This is a genomic window from Nonomuraea bangladeshensis, from assembly GCF_039529455.1.
GTDB lineage: Bacteria > Actinomycetota > Actinomycetes > Streptosporangiales > Streptosporangiaceae > Nonomuraea > Nonomuraea bangladeshensis.
This window is the reverse complement of record NZ_BAAAMV010000005.1, coordinates 558,849-579,040: the sequence shown is the minus strand read 5'-3', so window position 1 is coordinate 579,040 and position 20,192 is coordinate 558,849. Positions and strand designations below refer to the sequence as shown.

Annotated in this window: 14 protein-coding genes; 12 read left to right on the top strand and 2 right to left on the bottom strand. The window is 72.2% G+C overall.

The genetic code is table 11. The features are described from left to right. Complete coding sequence (locus ABD292_RS18575; RefSeq protein ID WP_344209107.1) at positions 1 to 750, top strand: amino acid ABC transporter ATP-binding protein; 750 nt, start codon at positions 1 to 3, stop codon at positions 748 to 750. Between the two features lie 3 nt (positions 751 to 753). Here the strand turns inward: ABD292_RS18575 and ABD292_RS18570 are convergent, their stop codons facing one another. Continuing rightward, positions 754 to 1,491, bottom strand: coding sequence for a siderophore-interacting protein (locus tag ABD292_RS18570; protein WP_344208733.1), 738 nt, complete (start codon positions 1,489 to 1,491; stop codon positions 754 to 756). A 93-nt stretch (positions 1,492 to 1,584) separates the two neighbouring features. Between ABD292_RS18570 and ABD292_RS18565 the strand changes: the two genes are divergently transcribed. The 5 genes from ABD292_RS18565 (at position 1,585) to ABD292_RS18545 (ending at position 8,624) form a co-directional block, all read left to right on the top strand. After that, entirely contained in the window at positions 1,585 to 2,301 is a 717-nt protein-coding gene (locus tag ABD292_RS18565) for a TetR/AcrR family transcriptional regulator (RefSeq protein ID WP_344208731.1), read from the top strand. A gap of 142 nt (positions 2,302 to 2,443) precedes the next feature. Next, positions 2,444 to 3,367: an alpha/beta fold hydrolase gene (locus tag ABD292_RS18560; protein WP_344208729.1), complete on the top strand. Its 924-nt coding sequence runs from the start codon at positions 2,444 to 2,446 to the stop codon at positions 3,365 to 3,367. 25 nt (positions 3,368 to 3,392) lie between these two features. Continuing rightward, entirely contained in the window at positions 3,393 to 3,851 is a 459-nt protein-coding gene (locus tag ABD292_RS18555; RefSeq protein WP_344208727.1) for a DUF3592 domain-containing protein, read from the top strand. Positions 3,852 to 3,951: 100 nt separating this feature from the next. Then, positions 3,952 to 4,299: a CU044_2847 family protein gene (locus ABD292_RS18550; protein WP_344208725.1), complete on the top strand. Its 348-nt coding sequence runs from the start codon at positions 3,952 to 3,954 to the stop codon at positions 4,297 to 4,299. 17 nt (positions 4,300 to 4,316) lie between these two features. Next, positions 4,317 to 8,624: an nSTAND1 domain-containing NTPase gene (locus ABD292_RS18545; RefSeq protein WP_344208723.1), complete on the top strand. Its 4,308-nt coding sequence runs from the start codon at positions 4,317 to 4,319 to the stop codon at positions 8,622 to 8,624. Between the two features lie 25 nt (positions 8,625 to 8,649). Here ABD292_RS18545 and ABD292_RS18540 read toward each other — a convergent pair whose 3' ends face one another. Then, entirely contained in the window at positions 8,650 to 9,831 is a 1,182-nt protein-coding gene (locus ABD292_RS18540; RefSeq protein ID WP_344208721.1) for a glycoside hydrolase family 26 protein, read from the bottom strand. A 177-nt stretch (positions 9,832 to 10,008) separates the two neighbouring features. Here ABD292_RS18540 and ABD292_RS18535 point away from each other — a divergent pair, with 177 nt between their 5' ends. From ABD292_RS18535 to ABD292_RS18510, 6 genes are all read left to right on the top strand, one after another. Then, positions 10,009 to 12,552, top strand: coding sequence for an ATP-binding protein (locus tag ABD292_RS18535; RefSeq protein WP_344208719.1), 2,544 nt, complete (start codon positions 10,009 to 10,011; stop codon positions 12,550 to 12,552). Between the two features lie 115 nt (positions 12,553 to 12,667). Next, on the top strand, positions 12,668 to 14,026 hold the full coding sequence (locus tag ABD292_RS18530; protein WP_344208717.1) for a VCBS repeat domain-containing M23 family metallopeptidase: 1,359 nt from the start codon (positions 12,668 to 12,670) through the stop codon (positions 14,024 to 14,026). 31 nt (positions 14,027 to 14,057) lie between these two features. Further along, positions 14,058 to 15,440: an FG-GAP repeat domain-containing protein gene (locus tag ABD292_RS18525; protein ID WP_344208715.1), complete on the top strand. Its 1,383-nt coding sequence runs from the start codon at positions 14,058 to 14,060 to the stop codon at positions 15,438 to 15,440. Positions 15,441 to 15,479: 39 nt separating this feature from the next. After that, complete coding sequence (locus tag ABD292_RS18520) at positions 15,480 to 16,577, top strand: enolase C-terminal domain-like protein (protein ID WP_344208713.1); 1,098 nt, start codon at positions 15,480 to 15,482, stop codon at positions 16,575 to 16,577. Positions 16,578 to 16,596: 19 nt separating this feature from the next. Continuing rightward, a complete protein-coding gene (locus ABD292_RS18515; protein WP_344208711.1) occupies positions 16,597 to 18,363 on the top strand; it encodes a glycoside hydrolase family 15 protein in 1,767 nt (588 codons plus the stop codon). 58 nt (positions 18,364 to 18,421) lie between these two features. Further along, positions 18,422 to 20,188 (top strand): thiamine pyrophosphate-dependent enzyme, encoded by a 1,767-nt coding sequence (locus ABD292_RS18510; protein WP_344208708.1) that lies wholly within the window; start codon positions 18,422 to 18,424, stop codon positions 20,186 to 20,188. Positions 20,189 to 20,192: the final 4 nt, after the last annotated feature.

Below are 20,192 nucleotides of genomic sequence, written 5' to 3'. Positions count from 1 at the left end.
ATGAGCTACGGCGACACGCAGGTGCTCAACGGCGTGGACTTCGCCGTCGCGCCCGGCGAGGTGAGCTGCGTCATCGGGCCGTCGGGGTCGGGCAAGTCGACCTTCCTGCGCTGCGTCAACGGGCTGGAGCCGGTGCTCGGCGGCAGCCTGCGGGTGCTCGGCGAGGAGGTCGGCCACCGCCTCCACGAGGGGCGCTACCGGCCGTGGTCCCCCAAGGAGTTCGCCGCCTTCCGCCGCAGGATCGGCATGGTGTTCCAGCGCTTCAACCTGTTCGCCCACCAGAGCGCGCTGGAGAACGTGGCCTGCGCGCCCGTCCACGTCCTCGGCCTGCCCGCCGAGCGGGCGCGGAGGTCGGCGATGGAGCACCTGGAGCGGGTGGGCCTCGCCGAGCACGCCCACAAGCGGCCCCACCAGCTCTCCGGCGGCCAGCAGCAGCGCGTCGCCATCGCGAGGGCGCTGGCGATGAGCCCGGAGCTGATGCTGTTCGACGAGCCCACGTCGGCGCTGGACCCCGAGCTGGTGGACGAGGTGCTTGAGGTCATGCGCGGTCTCGCCGCCGACGGCATGACCATGGTCGTGGTCACCCACGAGATCGCCTTCGCCAGGGAGGTCGGCGACCGGCTGACGTTCTTCGCCGACGGCGTCGTGGTCGAGAGCGGCCCGCCCGCCGAGCTGGTCGCCAACCCCGGCCACGAACGGACCAGGGCGTTCCTGTCCAGCGTGCTGAGCCAGCGGGAGGAGGCCGGCTGACGGTCAGTGCAGGCCCCGCTTGCCCGGGGTCCAGAACGGCTTGACCTTGATCGAGGTCCGTGGCCAGTTGCGCTCGCGTACGAGGTAGTCGCGGACGAGGCGGCAGGTCCTCGCCTCCCCGGCCACGTACGCGGCGCCGGCGTTGCCGGGCAGGTCGAGCTCGGCCACGGCGCCGAGCAGCACCGCCGACGCGGTGGCGGGCGCGCCGCGGCGGTGGACGCGGCGCACCCGCCGGGCGACGTCCGGCATGGGCAGGTCGTGCTCGGGGGCCTCGCTCTCCAGCACCCCGTGCACCTCGGCGGCGGCGTCCAGTGCCCGGAGCATCGGCCCGAACGCGGCGGCGGCCGTCTCCTCCCCGACGAACACGTGGTAGGCCGCCTCCCGGGTGAAGAAGTCGCCCTGGGGCCACCAGAACGTCACCCGCTCCCCGGGCGCGGCCTTCCGCGCCCATCGCAGCCCGATGCCGTCGCCGTCGTACAGGTGGACGCGCAGCTCGATGCCGGTCCTGCCGGCGTCCAGGTCCCAGATCGTGTACGTCCGCAGCGTCTCTCCCGGGCGGAGGATTCCCGGCACCGAGAGCGGGTCCATGAGCTGGATCCTGATGTGCTGGCCGGGGGTGTAGGGGAACTCGACGGGCCGGTCCGTCTCCAGCCGGATCCGGCGGACGGTGGGCGTCACCTGCTCGGTGACGGTGACGGTGGCCTCCCTGGCGTACTTGCCTGACAGATGGTCGCGCAGCACGTCCCGCTCCTTACTGTCTCTAAGTTATTTAGAGCTATTAAGCAAACATAGATGCAATAGAATGTCAACGGCACAACAGCGGGAGGAGCGACGATGTCCCAGAAGACCGGCAACAGGCGGGAGAGGCTGCGCCGGGCCACGCTGGAGGAGATCCACGCGGCCGCGCGCAAACTGCTGGTCGAGCAGGGCTCGGCCGCCGTGACCGTCAACGCGGTCGCCAGGCAGGTCGGCATGAGCGGCCCGGCCCTCTACCACTACTACTCCGGCCACGACGAGCTGGTCGGCGCGGTGACCGCGGGCTTCTTCCGCGAGCTGACCGCCGCCGTCGAGCAGGGCCGCGACGCCCACGCCGACGCGCCGACCGGCGAGCGCCTGCTGGCCGCCTGCCGCGCGATGCGCGCCTGGGCCGTCGCCCATCCCGCCGAGTTCGGCTGGATCTTCGCCAACCCGGTCGCCCCGCCGGACCGGCGGCCCGACTCCAGCCGCCACCAGGCCGCACTCCGGTTCGAGTACGTCCTGCTGGACCTGGTCGCCGAGCTGTGGCGGACGCGGAAGTTCCCGGTGCCGGACCTCGCCGCCCTGCCCGCGTCCCAGCGCGAGCAGCTGATCGCCTACTCCGAGTCCATCGACGGGCGGCTCCCGCCCGAAGCCGCGCACGTCTTCCTGTCCTGCTGGATCAGGCTGTACGGCCTGCTGTGCATGGAGGTCCTGCACCAGCTCGACTTCGCCTACACCGACGCCGAGCCCGTCTTCGAGGAGTGCCTGCGCGACCTGGCCGTCACCCTCGACCTGGCCGCCACCGCCGACTAGAGCCCGCCGGCCTGCTGTCCCCCGTGAGAGCTACCGGCGGATGTCCACCGTGCGGTGACGACCCGGGGGGCGCCCGTTCCCTAACGTTCTCGATGTGACAGCAGCGGTTCGAACCGCTCCCCGAGATCACCTGGAGAACAGCATGCTCCGCACGTTCAAGGCAACCGCCGTGGCCGCCCTGTGCTGCACCGTCGTCGGTGTGGGGATCGCCGGCGCCCCGGCCGCGTCGGCCGCCCCGGCCGCCGAATGGGACCCGCTGGCGAACACCTCCCTGGAGAACTGGGACCCCTTCGCCGCCTCCTCGGGCCCGCAGAAGATCAAGGTCGGCGGCCGGTCGGTGAACGTGTCCTGCTCGGGCCGCTCGGCGAAGGGCGCGCCGGTCATCGTCCTGCTGGCCGGGCTGGGCGACGGGCTGGACAAGCTGGCCCCGCTCCAGAAGACCCTGAGCGGCAAGAACCGGGTCTGCTCCTACGACCGGCTCGGCGCCGGCGCGAGCGACGCCCCCGCCGGGCAGCAGGACTTCGCCGCCGTCGGCAAGACCCTCACCGGGGTGCTCGACCGGGTCGCCGGCGACCGGCCGGTGGTGCTCGCCGGGCACTCGCTCGGTGGCCTGATCGCCGCCAGGTACGCCCCCGAGCACCGCGACCGGGTCAAGGGCGTGGTGCTGCTGGACGCCACGTCGCCGACGATGCTCGCCGACGTCAAGAAGGCCATCCCGGCGTCCGCGAAGGGCCAGGCGGCCGAGCTGCGCGCGCAGAACCTCGCCGTCTTCCAGGGCGCCAACCCGGAGAAGCTGGTCATCGCCGACGGCAAGGTGCGTTCCGCCGGGAACATCCCCGTGGAGGTCGTCCAGCACGGCAAGCAGTACCTCGCGGCCGCCGTCCCCCAGTACGGCCCCCGCCTGGAGCGGGCGTGGTCCGCCGGCCAGCGCAAGTGGCTCGCCCTGTCCAAGCGCGCCAAGCTGAGCACGGCCGCGAAGAGCGCGCACTACATCTACCTCGACCAGCCCGACCTCGCCGTCCGCGCCATCCAGCGCGTCGCCGCCGCCGCCCGCTCCCACGCCTGACCGTACGTGTTGGGACACTCGTCCCATGCACAACGGACGGCCCCTCACCCTCATCGGCGCGATCTTCGCCCTGGTCGGCCTGATCCTGCTCGGCGTCACCCTCGCACTGGCCGCCTCCACGGCGAGCTTCCTGGCCTCGGCCCAGCGGACGGAGGGCACCGTGACCGGGCTGACCCCGCGGACCACCACGTCACGGGATTCCGACGGCTACACGCGCCGCAGCACCACGTGGTACCCGACCGTGGAGTTCACCGTCGACGGCAGGCGGTACTCGTTCCAGAGCTCCACCGGCAACAACCCGCCGGCCTACAGGCAAGGCGAGGGCGTGCCCGTCGCCTACGACCCCGACGACCCGTCCGACGCGCGGATCTCCACGTTCTGGTCGGCCTACCTGGCCCCGGTGATCACCGGCGGGCTGGGCGTGGTGTTCGCCTCGATCGGCACGATCGTGTTCGTCCTGGGACGGCGGAGCGCCAAGCGCTGATTCCTGCCGGATCGGCAGATTGCCCGGCCGGACGTGCCGGATCTGTTCTATCGTGTCGGCATCCGGGAGCCGATCACTGGCCGTGACGAAGGGGACATCGATGAGTGATCGTTCTGTGCGCACGGTGGAAGTTCCGGTGGGTGACGGCGAATTCGTCCGGGTCCAGATTCGCGAAGTGGACGAAACCCTCGTACGAGTGGGCAGAGCCGCCAACACCGTCGTCCGGGCGGAACGCTCGCTCGGGCGCATGCTGGAGACCGTCCGCCCCGTCGCGGAGAGCTTCGTCACGCGCTTCCAGGGGCTCGCCCACGCGCCGGACGAGATGGTGCTGGAGTTCGGGGTCTCGCTCTCGGCCGAGGCGGATGTCGTCATCGCGAGCACGGCGACCGAGGCCAACTTCTCGGTGAGCTTGACGTGGAGACGAGGCGAGCGGCCCGGCGAGGACTGAGCCGGCAGGAGGACTCGGTGGCGGACACCACGCGGACGTGGTCCGGCAACCCTTACGAAGCGATGGCCGGGGCGGTCGTCCAGGTCAGGGGGCCGCGCGGCACGACGGGGGGCGCGGGCTTTCTCATCACCGCCGACCTCGTGCTGACCTGCGCCCATGTGGTGTCGGACGCGCTGGAGCGGCCCCGCGAGGAGCCCGTGGCCGAGGGGACGGCGGTCACGGTGGAGTTCGCGCTGTCCGAGCCTCCGATCGACGGTGGCGGGCGCCCGGCGTGGCCTGCCCTGGTCGAGCACTGGGTGCCGATCAGGGCCCCCGAGCGCACCGGTGACCTCGCCGTCCTGCGACTGCCGGAGCCGATCGTCGACGTCCGCCCGCTCCCCATGGCCGATCCAGGACGGGTGCGGGGCGGCGACGTGCTCGCGGTGGGATTCCCCCGGCACGCGCCGGGCGGCACCTGGTTCGCGGGCAGGCTCAGCGGCCCGACCGGTGAGGGCTGGTTGGAGCTGTCGAGAGCCGACGGGCAGGCCGTGTACGTCACGCCCGGCTTCAGCGGCGCCCCCGTCTGGCACGACGGGCTGAACGCCGTGATCGGCCTGCTGGTGGCCGCGCAGCCGGTCGGTGACGTGCAGCGGGCGTACGCGATGCACACCAGGACCATAGTGCGCGAGATCCCCGTACTCGGCCCCGTGCTCCGCCCGCCCTCGCCCTTCCGCGGTCTGGAGTCGTACGAGGAGAGCGACGCCGGCGTCTTCTTCGGACGGGAGGAGGACGTCGAGGCCGTCGTCACGGCCCTTTCCGCCGCCCGCACCGTCACCGTCTACGGCCCCTCGGGCTGCGGCAAGTCCTCGCTGGCCCGCGCCGGGGTGGTGCCGAGGATCCGCGCGGACGGGGACGAGGCGTTCGTGTTCAACGCCGGCGGCGTCTCCTCCGTACGCTTCGCGCTGGCGACCTCCCTGTACGAGGCCGTCCGGTCCGGCCGGTACGGCCCCGCCCGCGTGGACAGCGCCAGTGTGATCGACGAGTGGCTCACCGGCCGGGGGCTCGCGGACACCCTTCACCGAATCCGCGGCGGCGCCCCCGGCGGCACGGTCGTCGTCCTCGACCAGGCCGAGGCGCTGCTCAACCGCACCCCGGCCGAGCTCGACGAGCTTACCGGCCTGCTGTTCCCGCGGGGCGGTCCGATCGGCGGCGTGCGCATCCTGGTCACGCTGCGCTCCGACCTGGTGGACGCCGTCCTGCGGCACCCTCGGCTGGGCCCCGCGCTGCTAGGCGGCACGACGATGCCGCTCGCTCCCATGTCCGCCGGTCAGCTCGAAGAGGTGATCACCAGACCCGTCGAGCGGCTGCCGGCCGTGGCGTACGAGCAGGGGCTGGTCCGGCGCATCCTGGACGACGCCGGCGAGGAGCCCGGCGTCCTCCCGCTGCTGAACTTCGTCCTGCGCCAGCTATGGGACCAGCAGGACGGCGGCTACCTGCGGTACGCGGCCTACAAGCGGATGGGGGGTGTGTCGGGCGCGCTGGAGGACCACGCCGAGCGTGCCTGGCGCGACCTGATCGCCCGCGATCCGGACAAGGAGGAGGCGGCGCGGCTGCTGCTGACCAAACTGGTGCGGATGCTGCCCGGCAGCCAGACCCTGCTGCGCCGCAGGCTCACCAGGGACGAGGTGGACGACCGGCAGTGGGAGCTCGCGCAGGCGTTCGCCGGGCGGCGGCTGCTGGTGCTGCGCGGCGGCGAGGGCGAGAGTGAGAGCGCGGAGCTCGCGCACGAGGCGCTGATCACCGCGTGGCCGGCGCTGCGCGAGCAGGTGGAGACGGACAGGAAGTTCCTGGCCGGGCAGGCGGAGCTGGCCCACGAGCTGCGGCGCTGGCAGCACGGCGGGCGGTCGCCGGCGCTGCTGCCGGTCGCGGAGTCCCTGCTGGCCGGCCACTGGCTGGGCGAGCGCGAGGACGACCTGACCGGGGAGCAACGGGAGTTCCTGGCCCAGGCCCGGGAGCGGAGCCGGACGCTGCGGCGGCGCAGGCGGGCGGGGCGGGCGGCGCTGGCCCTGGTGGCCGCGACGTTCGTGGTCCTCGCCACCTCCCTCGTCAACCAGCTGGGGGTCAGCGCCAAGCAGGCGGACGACAACAAGTCACAGATGCTGGCCGGCTTCACGAAGGAGATGGTCGAGGACGACCCGGGGCTGGCGGCCCTGGCGGCCGTCGCCGCGTACGAGCTCTCGCCGACGCAGGAGGCCAGGAACGCCCTGCTCCAGCGCTATGACCAGCTCAGGCAGGCCGCCTGGACGGTGACGGGCTTCCAGGGGCCGATACTGAACGCCACGATGAGCGCCGACGCCACGGTGACCCTCGCCTCGACCCGGCGCGGCCGCGCGGTCCTGTCGGTCCGCCAGGCCGGCGGTCGGGTGCTGCGCAGGCATCTCGCCGTCCCGGGCAACCCGACCTTCCCACTGGTCAGCAGGGACGGGCGGCGCATCGCGTACATGCCGGACGGGAGCGGCGAGATGATCTGGCACGACGTCCGGCACACCGCGTCCGAGATCGTCGTGGGCCCCGCGCACTCGCTGCCCGGCGCGGCCCTGCGGAAGTTCACCCTGGGCGGGCAGAGCGGCAGCTACAACATCGTCGCCTTCTCGCCGGGCGCCGAGCGGATCGCCACGGTGACGTTCGACGGGCAGCTGCGCGTGTGGAACCTCGCCGCCGAGCGGCTCCAGGACCTACCGGGGCGGTTTCCCCGCCTGCTCCAGGTGTGGTTCGGCGCGGACGAGAGCACACTGGTGGGCGCGCCGAAGGACGAAGCGCGCCCTCTGGTCTCGCTCGACCTGCGCACCGGCGCCGTGAGGGAGCTGGAGGACCGCCGTGACGTGCCGGCGGGCGGCGCGCTGGAGGCCGAGGTGTCGGCCGACGGCAACGTCCTCGTGGTGTGCCGGAAGCCCTCCGAGGGGGGAACGGCCGTCTACCGGGCGATCAGGGTGTCCGACGGCCGGGAACTGACCCGCTACACACCTCCGGGCAGCTTGAACTGGTGCAGGCGGCCCGTTGTCGACCGGACGGGGGAGAACGTCGCGCTCCACGAGGGCACCGGCAAGTGGACGCTCCTCGGCACCAGGCAAGGGACGCCGCCGCGCCGCTTCCTCGGCCCTGACCTCCCCGCTTACACGGGCAAGCTCGGTCCGCTCCTGGACGCGGCCGCCCATCCGGTGGTGGTGCACCGCGCGGAGGCCGGCGTGACGGGCTGGCGGCTGGCCGCCGACTCCGGGCTCGGGTCGTTCAGCCCGCCGGTGCTGATCGACCGGGGGCGCGCGATGCTGGTCCGCGTCGGAAAGGACGGTGGGGAGGCCGCGGACCGGCTGATCGTCATGGAGACCGAAGGCGAGGAGAGAACACTCGCCGAGACCCCCATCCCGCCCGCCCCCAGCGACCCGAACCTGATCCTGGCGGTCAACCGCGCCCAGACTCTGGCGGCCGACGTGGCCGAGGTGGACGACCACAACAGGATCACGGTCTACGGCCTGCCGGGCCTGCGCGTGGTGACCCGGGTCACGACCCGCCCGCCTCCGCTGCTCAAGGACGGGAGCAGGGACCGGGTGCGCTTCTTCTTCATCAGGAACGAGCGCGGGGACGACGACCTGGTGACGGTCTCCGGCACTGTGATCGAGCACTGGAACGCCCGCGACGGCCGCCGGCTCTCCGACCCGCTCGACCTCCGCGACCTGTTTCCCGGCCTCGGGGAGTTCCACGTGCAGCGGCACAGCCGGCTCGGATACGTGCAGGTCACGGACGTGGCCAGGCACACTCTCCGCGCCGTCGACCTGGCCGGGCGGACCGAGGACCCGGCCCTGCGGATCAATCTGGGCACCCCCATCGTCACGGCGGCGGTCGAGCGCGGCGGCCGTTACGCCATGGTGCTGACCCCCGGCGGCATGATCGAGCTGTGGTCGGTGCGGGACCGCGAGCGAACGCGCAGGATCCTGGGCCCGCTCGGACCCCTGGATGTCAACGGATCCTCGCTGGGAATCCTCGAAGAGGACGAGTCCGGCAATCCAGGTTTTTTCCTGGCTTATGGGCCGTCTGTGCGGTTCATGCGCGTGCTCGACTCCGACACCGTCGAGATGACCACCTACACCTTCGCCGCCAAGCAGCAGTTCCTCGCCTCGACCGACGACGGCAGGACGCTGCTGAGGAGCGACAACCGGGTCGTGAGCCTGATCCGGCTCGATCCCGAGCTGTGGAAATCCCACCTGTGTGCCGTCATCGGCCGCGACCTCAGCGAGGACGAGCGCCGCGGCCTCCCGCCGGGCCTGCCGGACGTCGTCTGCCCGCTCTGAGGAGCGGCGGCGATCCCCCTGCCGGTCAGGCCGGGGCGGTCGTCTGGTCGACGGTGTTGCCGGCGTGGAGCAGCGTTCCGCCGGTCTCGGCGTCCCACCACTTGAGCCGGGCCCGGTAGGCCGTGTTCGGCAGGAGGTTCCCTCTCGTGCACGTGACCGTCTCGGGATTGCCGGTGACGTGGCGGCGCGGTCCCTCGGAGAAATTGCCGCCGGTCGCGGGAGTCCACGACGCGCACGACACCCACCCGCTCTTCTGGGCGGGGTCCACCAGGGTCGTCCACTCGATGGAGGTCGAGGTCGGCGCCGCCGGACCGGCGGACGTGGTCAGCGCAGGAGTGCCGGCGAACAGCGTGCCGGTCACCGCGCCGCGCCACGCCTGGACGCTCGCGTCGTCGCCGTTCAGGGCGTACTCCGGCCAGCCGTACGCGTCGAAGTACGTGACGAAGCGGGCGTCGGCCGTGTTCCGCATCCACTTCGCGATGTCCCGGAGCATCGCGGGACGATTGGCGTGGTCCCGCACGCCGAGCTCCGCGACGGCGTACGGCTTGCCCTGCGACCGGGCGACCTCCAGGCCCGGACGGCTCGCGTCGTGCGCGGCCATCGTCTCGGACTTCGCCTCGTCGAAGCCGTACACGTCCCAGGCCATGACGTCGACGTACGAGGAGCCGGGGTAGTAGTCCTGCCAGCGCCGGCCGCTGCTCGGGCTGAGCGTCCAGTCCATCAGGATCGTGGTGGCCGACAGCCGGGCGTTGCGCGCCTCGTCGGCGAGGCCGTCGATGCGTCTCCACGCCGCCTTGTAGTCCGCCGCCGTGAACAGCCCGTCCTGGATCTCGTTCTCGGGTTCGTGGTAGAAGCACCAGAAGACGTCCCGGTCGCGCGGCGCGCTCGCGAACCACGCGCGCAGATACGCGTCGTGCTTGCCCGCCAGCACGTCCTTCGGCGGGTACTTGAACGACACGATGGTCGCCCGGCCCGGAGTGTTGAGCTTGGCGTCGGTCCACGCCCCCGGGGCGCCGGAGTAGAAGACCCGCAGCGCCGGGGGAGTGCCGTACGCGGCGTCGGTGCCCGCCAGCGCCGCCGCGAACGTCTGCCCCGGCGACTGATGGACGGAGGCGCCGAAGAGCGTGGGCGTGTCCGCGCGGGCCGGCGCCTGCAGGCCGCACAGCACGACCCCGGCGGCGAGCGCCGCCACGATGCTTCCCTTCACAGGGACCCTCCTTCTGTCCGGCCGGACGCCCTGCCCGGCCCGGCCGTCCTCAGCAAAGCCGACCCGCGATCACCGCACCATGACGTTCACCCCGACGTTGGAGCGGACATTGAGCCGGACGTTGATCACGACATATGGTGTGGACCCTCACAGACGCCAACACGGGAGGCGCAAGACGTGGGGGACGCGTTCGGCGTGCTGCTTCGATCCCACCGGCTCCGCCGCCGGCTCACCCAAGAAGCGCTCGCCGAGCGTGCGGGCATCAGCTCCCGCTCGGTCGCCGAACTCGAACGGGGCCGCGGCCGCAGCCCGCGCCCCCGCTCGCTGGAGCAGCTGGCCACGGCGCTGGACCTGGACGGCGAGGAGCGGGAGGAGTTCATCGCGGCCGGTCACACGCTGTTCTGGGCGAGCCGCGCCGGCCGGACGGACCGCGAACCCGCGGGCGAGAGCGTCCCCGACGCCGGCTCGACGTGCAGGCAGCTCCCCGCGGACGCCCCCGACTTCGTCGGCCGCGACGACGAGCTCGCCCTCCTGGCCTCGGTCCTCGACCCGGGCAACCACAACGCGAGGCTGGCGGTGCTCTCCGGGCCGCCCGGCGTCGGCAAGACGGCCCTGGCCGTGCACGCGGGGCACCGGTTCGCGTCGTGGTTCCCCGACGGGCAGCTCTACGCGGCGCTGCGCGGCGGCACCGCCGACCCCGTGGACCCCGCCGAGGTGCTGGCCCAGTGGCTGCGGGCGCTCGGCGTGGACGGCTCGGCGCTGCCCGTGGGCGTGGACGCGCGCGCCGCGCTGTTCCGGGACCGGCTGGCCGTCCAGCGGGTGCTCCTCGTCGTCGACGACGCCGGCGGGTACCGCCAGGTGGAGCAGCTCCTGCCGGCCAAGGGCGTCGCGATGATGGTCACCAGCCGATTACCCCTGACCGGCCTGCCCGGCGTGACCTCCATCGACCTGCGGCCGCTGTCCGGTCCGACGGCCGTCCGGCTGCTCTCCCAGGTCGCCGGCGAAGAACGCGTACGGGCGGAGCCCGCGGCGGCCGTCGAGCTGGTCTCGGCATGCGGCGGGCTGCCCCTGGCCGTACGGATCGCCGGGGCACGGCTGGCCGCGCGTCCGCACTGGAGCGTCGAGGCGCTCAACGAGCGACTGGCCGACGAACGCAGGCGGCTCAACGAGCTGCGCCACGGCGACCTGGCCGTACGCCCGGGGCTGCACCTCGCCCACGAAGGGCTCACCCCCACGGCCGCCCGGGCGTTCGCGCTGCTCGGCGAGCTGGGGGTGCCGTCCTTCCCCGAATGGGCGGTGGCCGCCCTGCTGGGCGCCGATCCCGCCGCGGGAACCGCCGTGCTCGAAGAGCTGCTCGACGCGCGGCTGCTGGAGGCGCTCGGCTCCGACCGGGCCGGCCAGCCGCGCTACCGCTTCCACGACATCACCCGCCTGTACGCCCGCGAGCGGCGCGAAGCCGCGATTCCCCAATCCGAGTGGACCGCCGCGCTGGCCCGCGCCGCCACCGGCTGGCTGGCCCTGGCCAGGCACGCGCAGGACCACCTCGACTGCCTGCGCTTCCACCTCGACGACAGGGACCATCCGGCGGCCGTCACCGACCAGCGGGCCGCCGCCGCCGTCGCCGACCGGCCCGTCGAGTGGTTCGAGGCCGAGCGGGAGGCGCTGGCCGTGCTGGTGTCGGCCTGCGCGGAGGCGGGTCTCGCCGCGACCGCGCGCTGCCTGGCCGGTTGCAGCGCCGACTTCTACGAGCTGCGGGGCTACTACGACGACTGGCGGCGGGCCGTGAGCGCGGCGCAGGCCGCCTGCCGGCGCGCCGGCGACCGCGCGGGCGAGGCGACGATGCTGCGCGGGCTCGGCAGCTGCCTCATCGAGCTCGACGATCCGAAGGCCGCCATGTCGGCGCTGAACGCCGCGCGGACGCTGGCGGAAGAGATCGGCGACCTGGCCGGCGTCGCTCTGGCCGGCAAGGAGATCGGCTTCATGCTGAGCCTCATCGGCCGGGTCCAGGAGGCGGAGGCCGAGCTGCGTACGGCCGCAGAACGGCTGGGACAGGCCGACCTGCCGCTCGCCAGGGCCCTCACGCTCACGAGCCTCGGATTCGTGCTGCGCGAACGGGGCGACACGGCCGAAGCGGTCGACGTCATCACCTCCGCGCTCAGCATCGCCCGCTCGTGCGGCGCGCGGTTCACCGAGGCGTACGCGCTGCGGGGCCTCTCCGGCGCGCTCCGGGCCTGCGACCGGCCCCGGCAGGCGCAGGCGGCGGCCCGCGAGGCCGCCGCGATCTTCGAGCAGGTCGGCGACCTCATCGGCACCGCGCAGAGCCTGCGCGTGCTGGGCGAGGCGCTGGCGCACGAGCCGCACCGGCTGGAGGAGGTGCAACAGGCGCTGACCGCCGCCGCCGCGCTGTTCCGCGAACAGGGACACCGCTGGGGGCTGGCGCTCACCGAGCTGAGCCTGGGCGAGATCGAGGCCCGCCAGGGCAACCCTGAAGCCACCGCGCGCCTCCGCCGGTCCCTGCGGTATTGGCTCGACGAGCAGGTCCCCGCTCTCCAGGCGCGCACGCTCGTGGCCCTCGCGGACGCCGGCGAGCAGCAGGGCGATCCCGCCGCGCGGGAGCTGCTCATGCAGGCGTACCAGATCTACCAGGCGCTGGAAGTGCCCGCCGCGGCCGAGCTCGCCCGCCGGCTCGGCACGCAGGAAGGCCCCGCGCCGACCACCTGAGGCGGGCGTCAGGACGAACGTCAGGTCGAACGTCCTGGTCCGCTTCCCTGCCGCGGGATTCGATGAGGAGCGTCCGATCCGCGCCAGGAGGAATGCCATGTTCAGAAACACGCCCATGAGGGCTGCCGTCACCACCTCGCTCATCGCCGCCTTCGGCCTGGTCGCCGCGGCGACCCCGGCGATGGCCGCCCCCAACCTCCAGCTCCCCTTCCCCTGCGGCCAGCAGTGGCGGCTGGACACCTGGGCGCACGCTCCCGCGCTCGACATGGTGCGGGAACCCGACCAGCAGGGGACCGACGGCGCACTCCTCGTCGCGCCGGCCGCCGGCACGGTGAACCAGTCCTTCTACCACAGCAACGCCGGGAACGTGATCCAGATCGACCACGGCGGCGGCTACTTCACCACGTACCTGCACCTGCAGTCGCGCAGCGTCTCGGTCGGCGCGAAGGTGCAGATGGGATCGTCGATCGGCCGGGTCGGCGCGACCGGCCCGACCAGCAACGGACATCCCCACCTGCACTTCGAGCTGGGGTACGACGCCGACGGCAGCGGGTCGGCGACCTGGGGGTACGCGGGCTCGGAACGGGTCAGGCCGACCTTCAACGGCGTCACCTACGGCTCGGCCAACGGCCAGACCTGGCGCAACGTCACCAGCAACAACTGCGGCCAGGGGTCCTCGGCGACCGACTTCAGCGGTGACGGTAAGGCGGATGTCATCGCCCGTAACTCCACGACGAAGGACCTGCACCTCTACCTCGGCAACGGCAGCGGGGGCTTCAAGGCGGGGACCGGCGATGCGATCGGCAACAACTGGGGTGCGTTCGACACCATCTTCTCGCCGGGCGATTTCAACGGTGACGGTAAGGCGGATGTCATCGCCCGTAACTCCACGACGAAGGACCTGCACCTCTACCTCGGGAACGGCAGTGGTGGGTTCAAGGCGGGGACGGGTGATGCGATCGGCAACAACTGGGGTGCGTTCGACGTCATCTTCTCGCCGGGCGATTTCAACGGTGACGGGAAGGCCGATGTCATCGCCCGCAACTCCGCCACCAAGGACCTGCACCTCTACCTCGGGAACGGGAGTGGTGGGTTCAAGGCGGGGACCGGTGATGCGATCGGTAACAACTGGGGCGCGTTCGACACCATCTTCTCGCCGGGTGACTTCAGCGGCGACGGTAAGGCGGACGTGATCGTCCGTAACTCCACGACGAAGGACCTGCACCTCTACCTCGGGAACGGGAGTGGTGGGTTCAAGGCGGGGACCGGTGATGCGATCGGCAACAACTGGGGCGCGTTCGACACCATCTTCTCGCCGGGTGACTTCAGCGGCGACGGTAAGGCGGACGTGATCGTCCGTAACTCCGCCACGAAGGACCTGCACCTCTACCTGGGCAACGGCAGCGGCGGGTTCAAGGCGGGGACCGGTGACGCGATCGGCAACAACTGGGGCGCCTTCGACACCATCTTCTGACCCGAACCCCACTTCCCCTTGGAGTACTGTCATGCGCAAAACCCCTCTCGGCATGACGGCAGCGGCCGTCATCACCGTTCTCGGCTTATCGGCGTACCCGGCGATGGCGGCCGAACCCGAGCCGGCCGTGCGCCTCAACGCGGCCTACCAGCTCGCCGCCTGCGACCCCAACGGCACGACCTCGGCCGACGCGGCTCTGGCCACCCAGCTCAACAGCACACTCAACGCCAAGATGCGCGGCTACATGTCCGCCTACCGGGTCTCCTGCGCCCGGATGGTGATCAAGGCCGTACGTGACCGCGGCCTGGCCCCCCGAGCCGCGGTGATCGCCATCGCCACGACCATCGTGGAGTCCAGCATCCAGAACATCAGCGAGGAGGTCGACCACGACAGCCTCGGCCTGTTCCAGCAGCGCGCCTCCTGGGGGACGAGCGCCCAGCGCCTCAACCCGACGTGGGCCACCAACGCCTTCCTCGACAAGATGATCAGGCTCTACCCCGGCGACAGCTGGAAGACGGCTCCCGTCGGCGAGGTGTGCCAGGCGGTCCAGGTGTCCGCCTACCCGGACCGCTACCAGGTCCAGGCCGCCGACGCCCAGATCATCGTGGACGCGCTCTCGAAGCCCGACTTCAGCGGCGACGGCAAGGCGGACGTGATCGCCCGCAACGCGGCCACGAAGGACCTGCATCTGTATCTCGGGAACGGGAGTGGTGGGTTCAAGGCGGGGACGGGTGACGCGATCGGTAACAACTGGGGTGCGTTCGACGTCATCTTCTCGCCGGGTGACTTCAGCGGCGACGGTAAGGCGGATGTCATCGCCCGCAACTCCGCCACGAAGGACCTGCACCTCTACCTGGGCAACGGGAGCGGTGGGTTCAAGGCGGGGACGGGTGACGCGATCGGTAACAACTGGGGTGCCTTCGACGTCATCTTCTCGCCGGGCGACTTCAGCGGCGACGGGAAGGCCGATGTCATCGCCCGTAACTCCACGACGAAGGACCTGCACCTCTACCTCGGGAACGGGAGCGGTGGGTTCAAGGCGGGCACAGGCGCCGCCATCGGCAACAACTGGGGCGCCTTCGACACCATCTTCTCGCCGGGCGACTTCAACGGTGACGGGAAGGCCGATGTCATCGCCCGCAACTCCGCCACGAAGGACCTTCACCTCTACCTCGGCAACGGGAGCGGTGGGTTCAAGGCGGGGACGGGTGACGCGATCGGTAACAACTGGGGAGCGTTCGACGTCATCTTCTCGCCCGGTGACTTCAGCGGCGACGGTAAGGCGGACGTGATCGCCCGTAACTCCGCCACGAAGGACCTGCATCTCTACCTCGGCAACGGCAGCGGGGGCTTCAAGGCGGGGACCGGTGACGCGATCGGCAACAACTGGGGTGCCTTCGATGCCATCTTCTGACCTCGTTTGCCGAGGTCGGACGGGGTAGAAACCCGTCACATGAGCAGGATCGAGCAGGTGACCGCCGCGGCCTACCGGGTGCCGGCCGACCGGCCCGAAGGGGACGGGACGCTCGCCTGGGACGCCACGACGCTGGTCGTCGCCGAGGTCCGCGCCGAGGGCATGACGGGGACGGGCTGGACGTACGCGCCCGCCGCCGCGGCCCGGTTCATCGGCGAGGCGCTGGCGAAGGTGGTCGAGGGCAGGGACGCCCTGGCGATCCCGGCGATCTGGGACTCCCTGGTCCGTCAGGTGCGCAACGCCGGGCGGCCCGGCCTCGCCGGGTACGCCGTCTCCGCCCTCGACGTCGCCCTGTGGGATCTGAAGGCGCGGCTGCTGGGGACGTCGCTGGCCGGGCTGTTCGGGCCGGCCCGCGAACAGGTCCCGCTGTACGGGTCGGGCGGCTTCACCACCTACGACGACGACACGACCGCCGCCCAGCTCACCCACTGGGTGCACGACCTGGGCATCGGCCGCGTCAAGATCAAAATAGGGGAGTCGTCCGGCACCAGACCCGCCAGGGACCTGCGCCGGGTCGCGCTGGCCCGGCGGGTCATCGGCGACGACGCCGAGCTGTACGTGGACGCCAACGGCGGCTACACCGCCAAGCAGGCCGTCCGGCAGGCCGAGCGGATGCGCGAGCACGACGTGCGCTGGTTCGAGGAGCCGGTCTCCTCCGACGACCTGGCCGGCCTGCGGCTGGTCAGGCAGCGGATCAGCGCCGACGTGGCCGCGGGCGAGTACGGCGGCGACCCGGCCTACTTCACCCGGATGTGCCAGGCGGAGGCGGTGGACTGCCTCCAGGCGGACGCGACCCGCTGCGGCGGCTACACCGGCTGGTTCGCCGCCTGCGCGATCGCGGCCGGGCACAACCTGGAGGTCTCCGCGCACTGCGCGCCCAACCTGCACCTGCCGGCCGCCGCCGCCACCCCGAACCTGCGGCACATCGAGTGGTTCCACGATCACCAGCGCATCGAGGCCGAGCTGTTCGACGGGGCCGCCGACCCCAGCGGCGGGCTGGCCGCCCCGGCCACCGGGGGGCCGGGTCACGGCCTGACGCTGCGCGCCGACGCCGCCCAGCCGTACCGCACAGCGTGAAGCCGGAGGTGACGGGGAGATGCGGAGGATCGAGGACTACGCCCTCATCGGGGACATGCAGACCGCCGCGCTGGTCGGCAGGGACGGCTCCGTGGACTGGCTGTGCCTGCCGCGCTTCGACTCTCCCGCCTGCTTCGCCGCCCTGCTCGCCGATCCCGGCGCGGGCCGGTGGCTGCTGGCCCCGGCCGGAGCGGGGCCCTGCTCCTCCCGCCGTTACCTGGACGGCACGCTGGTCCTGGAGAGCACGTGGGAGCGTGACGGCGGCGCGGTGCGGATCCTGGACTTCATGCCGCCGCGCGGCCAGGCGCCCGACGTGGTCCGCATCGTCGAGGGCGTACGCGGCCGGGTCGAGATGAGCATGGAGCTGGCGCTGCGCTTCGACTACGGGCGCGACGAGCCCTGGCTGCGCCACGATCACGGCCTCCTGGCCGCCGTGGCCGGGCCCGACGCCGCCTGGCTGCGCGCCCCCGTCCCGCTGCGCCAGAACGAGGACAGCCGGCGTACCACGGCGGAGTTCACGGTGGGTCCGGGCGATCGGGTGCCGTTCGTGCTGACCTGGCAGCACTCGTGGCTGCCGCGCCCGCACGCCATCGACGCGCGGCAGTCCCTGGACGCGACCGTGCGGATGTGGCGCGACTGGATCGGCCGGTGCCACCACCGGAGCGACGACGACTCCGCCGTGCGCGACAGCCTGCTGGTGCTGAAGGCGCTCACGTACGAGCCGACCGGCGGGATCGTCGCCGCCGCGACCACCTCCCTGCCCGAGCAGTTCGGCGGCTCGCGCAACTGGGACTACCGCTACTGCTGGCTGCGCGACGCCACGTTCACCCTCCAGGCGCTCATGTCGGCCGGTTACGACGCCGAGGCCCGCGCCTGGCGGGACTGGCTGCTCCGGGCCGTCGCCGGTCACCCCGCCGACATGCAGATCATGTACACCGTCGAGGGGGCCAGGCGCATCCCCGAGTGGACCGTGGACTGGCTGCCCGGCTTCGACGGCTCGTCCCCGGTCGTCGTCGGCAACGCCGCCTCCGGCCAGTTCCAGCTCGACGTCTACGGCGAGACCCTCGAATGCCTGCACCTCGCCAGGCGGTCGGGGCTCGCGGTGGAGGAGGAGGCGTGGGACCTGCAGCGGAGCATCATGGACTATCTCGAAGGGGCCTGGCGGCGGCCCGACAACGGGGTGTGGGAGACGCGCGGCCCGCGCCGGCAGTTCACCCACTCCAAGATCCTCACCTGGGTGGCCGCCGACCGGATGGTGCGGGCGGTGGAGACGTACGGGCTGGGCGGGCCGGTGGACCGGTGGCGGGCGCTGCGCGCGGAGATCCACGACGAGGTGTGCGCGCGCGGCTACGACGCCGACCGCAACACCTTCACCCAGTACTACGGCTCGACCGGGCTGGACGCCGCGCTGCTGCTCATCCCGCGCCTCGGTTTCCTGCCCGTGGACGACCCGCGCGTGGCGGGGACCGTGGACGCGATCAGGCGCGAGCTGATGGAGGACGGCTTCGTGCTGCGCTACCGGCCCCAGCAGGAGGGCGTGGACGGGCTGCCCGGCCGCGAGGGCACCTTCCTGGCCTGCTCGTTCTGGCTGGCCGACGCGCTGGCGATGCTGGGCCGGCGCCGCGAGGCGCGCGAGCTGTTCGACCGGCTGCTCGGCCTGCGCAACGACGTCGGGCTGCTCTCGGAGGAGTACGACACCGGCCTCCGCCGGCAGGCCGGCAACTTCCCGCAGGCGTACAGCCACGTGTCCGTCATCAACACCGCCGCGGCCCTGGCCCCGGACTGACGAACACTTTCCGTATTCGTCAGCATTCCGCTCCAGCAGGCCGGGCAGGACGCCGGGCATGACCCGTATCGTCGCAGAATCGCTCATAGAACGGCTGGTCGCCTGGGGTGTGGACACCGTGTTCGGCCTGCCGGGCGACGGGATCAACGGCATCATGGAGGGCCTTCGCCGCCACCGTGACCGCGTCCGTTTCCTGCTGGTGCACCACGAGGAGGCGGCGGCGTTCATGGCCACCGCGCACGCCAAGGCCACCGGTCAGATCGGGGTGTGCCTGGCCACCTCGGGGCCGGGCGGCATCCACCTGCTCAACGGCCTGTACGACGCCAAGCTGGACCACCAGCCGGTCCTCGCCATCACCGGCATGCAGGAGACGAGCGTGCTCGGCACCGGCTACCAGCAGGAGGTCCACCTGGACCGGCTGTACGAGGACGTCACCGAGTACAACCTCCTGATCGACAACCCCGCGCAGCTGCCCGGCGTCGTCGACCTCGCGATCAGGGCCGCCTACGCCCGGCGCGGAGTGGCCCACCTGACCATCCCCAACGACGTCCAGGTCGCCGACGCCCACGAGGATCCCTACCCCGGCGTCGCGCCGGCCCGCCCGCCGGCCACCGCGCCGATCTACCTGAGCGCTCCCGGCGTCCCCCGGCAGGAGGACCTGGAGGCGGCGGCGTCGGTGCTGAACGCCGCCGCGCGGCCGGCGATCCTGGCCGGTGCGGGCGCGCTGCACGCCCGGCGCGAGGTGCTGGCGGTGGCCGACGTGCTCGGCGCGCCGGTGATCAAGACGCTGCCCGGCAAGGCCGTCATCCCCGACGACTCGCCCTTCGCCGTGGGCGGCATCGGCCTGCTCGGCACCCGGCCGGGCGAGGAGCTCGTCGAGGACTGCGACACGCTGTTCATGATCGGCACCAACTTCCCCTACACCAAGCACCTGCCGGAGCCCGGCCAGGCCCGCGTGGTGCAGCTGGAGGCCGACCCGATCAGGGCGGGCGTGCGCATGCCGACCGAGGTGCCGATGATCGGCGACGCCAAACAGGGCCTCGCCGCGCTCCTGCCGCTGCTGGAGCGGAACGGCGACCGCGGGCACCTGGCCAAGTACGCCCAGGCTATGGACCGCTGGCGCGCCGACATGGCCGCCCTGCGCACGCCCGACCGCGATCCGATCGCCCCTCAGTACCTGATGGCCTGCGTGGACGAGGCCGCCACCGACGACGCGATCCTGACCTGCGACTCGGGCACCATCGCCACCTGGGCGGCCCGGCACTGGACCATCCGCGGCGAGCGCGGCTTCTACCTGTCGGGCAACCTCGCCACCATGGCGCCGGGCCTGCCGTACGCGATCGCCATGCAGCACGCCTTCCCCGGCCGGCAGGTGATCGCGTTCGTCGGGGACGGCGGCTTCGCGATGCTGATGGCCGAGTTCCTGACCGCCGCCCAGCACCGGCTGCCGATCAAGGTGATCGTCAACAACAACAACGCGCTGGGCCAGATCCTCTGGGAGCAGATGGTGCTCGGCTACCCCGAGCACGGCGTGCGCTTCGCCGAGCCCGCCGCCGACTTCTCCGCCTGGGCCCGCTCCTGCGGCGGCTACGGCCGCAAGGTGAGCGACCCCCGTGACCTCGCCGAGGCCGTATGGGAGGCGCTCGCGCACGACGGGCCGGCGCTGGTCGACGCCGACGTCAACCCCAATGAGCCGCCGATGCCGGGCAAGGTGACGTACGAGCAGGCGAAGAAGTTCGCCGAGGCGTTCATGAAGGGCCAGCCGCACAAGGCGTCGATCGCGACCACCCTGTTCAAGGACAAGATCTCCCAGATGGGCTGGTGAAGGT

Coding starts and splice junctions, on each gene's coding strand:
- ABD292_RS18515 (WP_344208711.1), top strand. CDS start 16,597: ATGCGGAGGATCGAGGACTACGCCCTCATCGGGGACATGCAGACCGCC.
- ABD292_RS18520 (WP_344208713.1), top strand. CDS start 15,480: ATGAGCAGGATCGAGCAGGTGACCGCCGCGGCCTACCGGGTGCCGGCC.
- ABD292_RS18560 (WP_344208729.1), top strand. CDS start 2,444: ATGCTCCGCACGTTCAAGGCAACCGCCGTGGCCGCCCTGTGCTGCACC.
- ABD292_RS18525 (WP_344208715.1), top strand. CDS start 14,058: ATGCGCAAAACCCCTCTCGGCATGACGGCAGCGGCCGTCATCACCGTT.
- ABD292_RS18510 (WP_344208708.1), top strand. CDS start 18,422: ATGACCCGTATCGTCGCAGAATCGCTCATAGAACGGCTGGTCGCCTGG.
- ABD292_RS18550 (WP_344208725.1), top strand. CDS start 3,952: ATGAGTGATCGTTCTGTGCGCACGGTGGAAGTTCCGGTGGGTGACGGC.
- ABD292_RS18565 (WP_344208731.1), top strand. CDS start 1,585: ATGTCCCAGAAGACCGGCAACAGGCGGGAGAGGCTGCGCCGGGCCACG.
- ABD292_RS18575 (WP_344209107.1), top strand. CDS start 1: ATGAGCTACGGCGACACGCAGGTGCTCAACGGCGTGGACTTCGCCGTC.
- ABD292_RS18530 (WP_344208717.1), top strand. CDS start 12,668: ATGAGGGCTGCCGTCACCACCTCGCTCATCGCCGCCTTCGGCCTGGTC.
- ABD292_RS18555 (WP_344208727.1), top strand. CDS start 3,393: ATGCACAACGGACGGCCCCTCACCCTCATCGGCGCGATCTTCGCCCTG.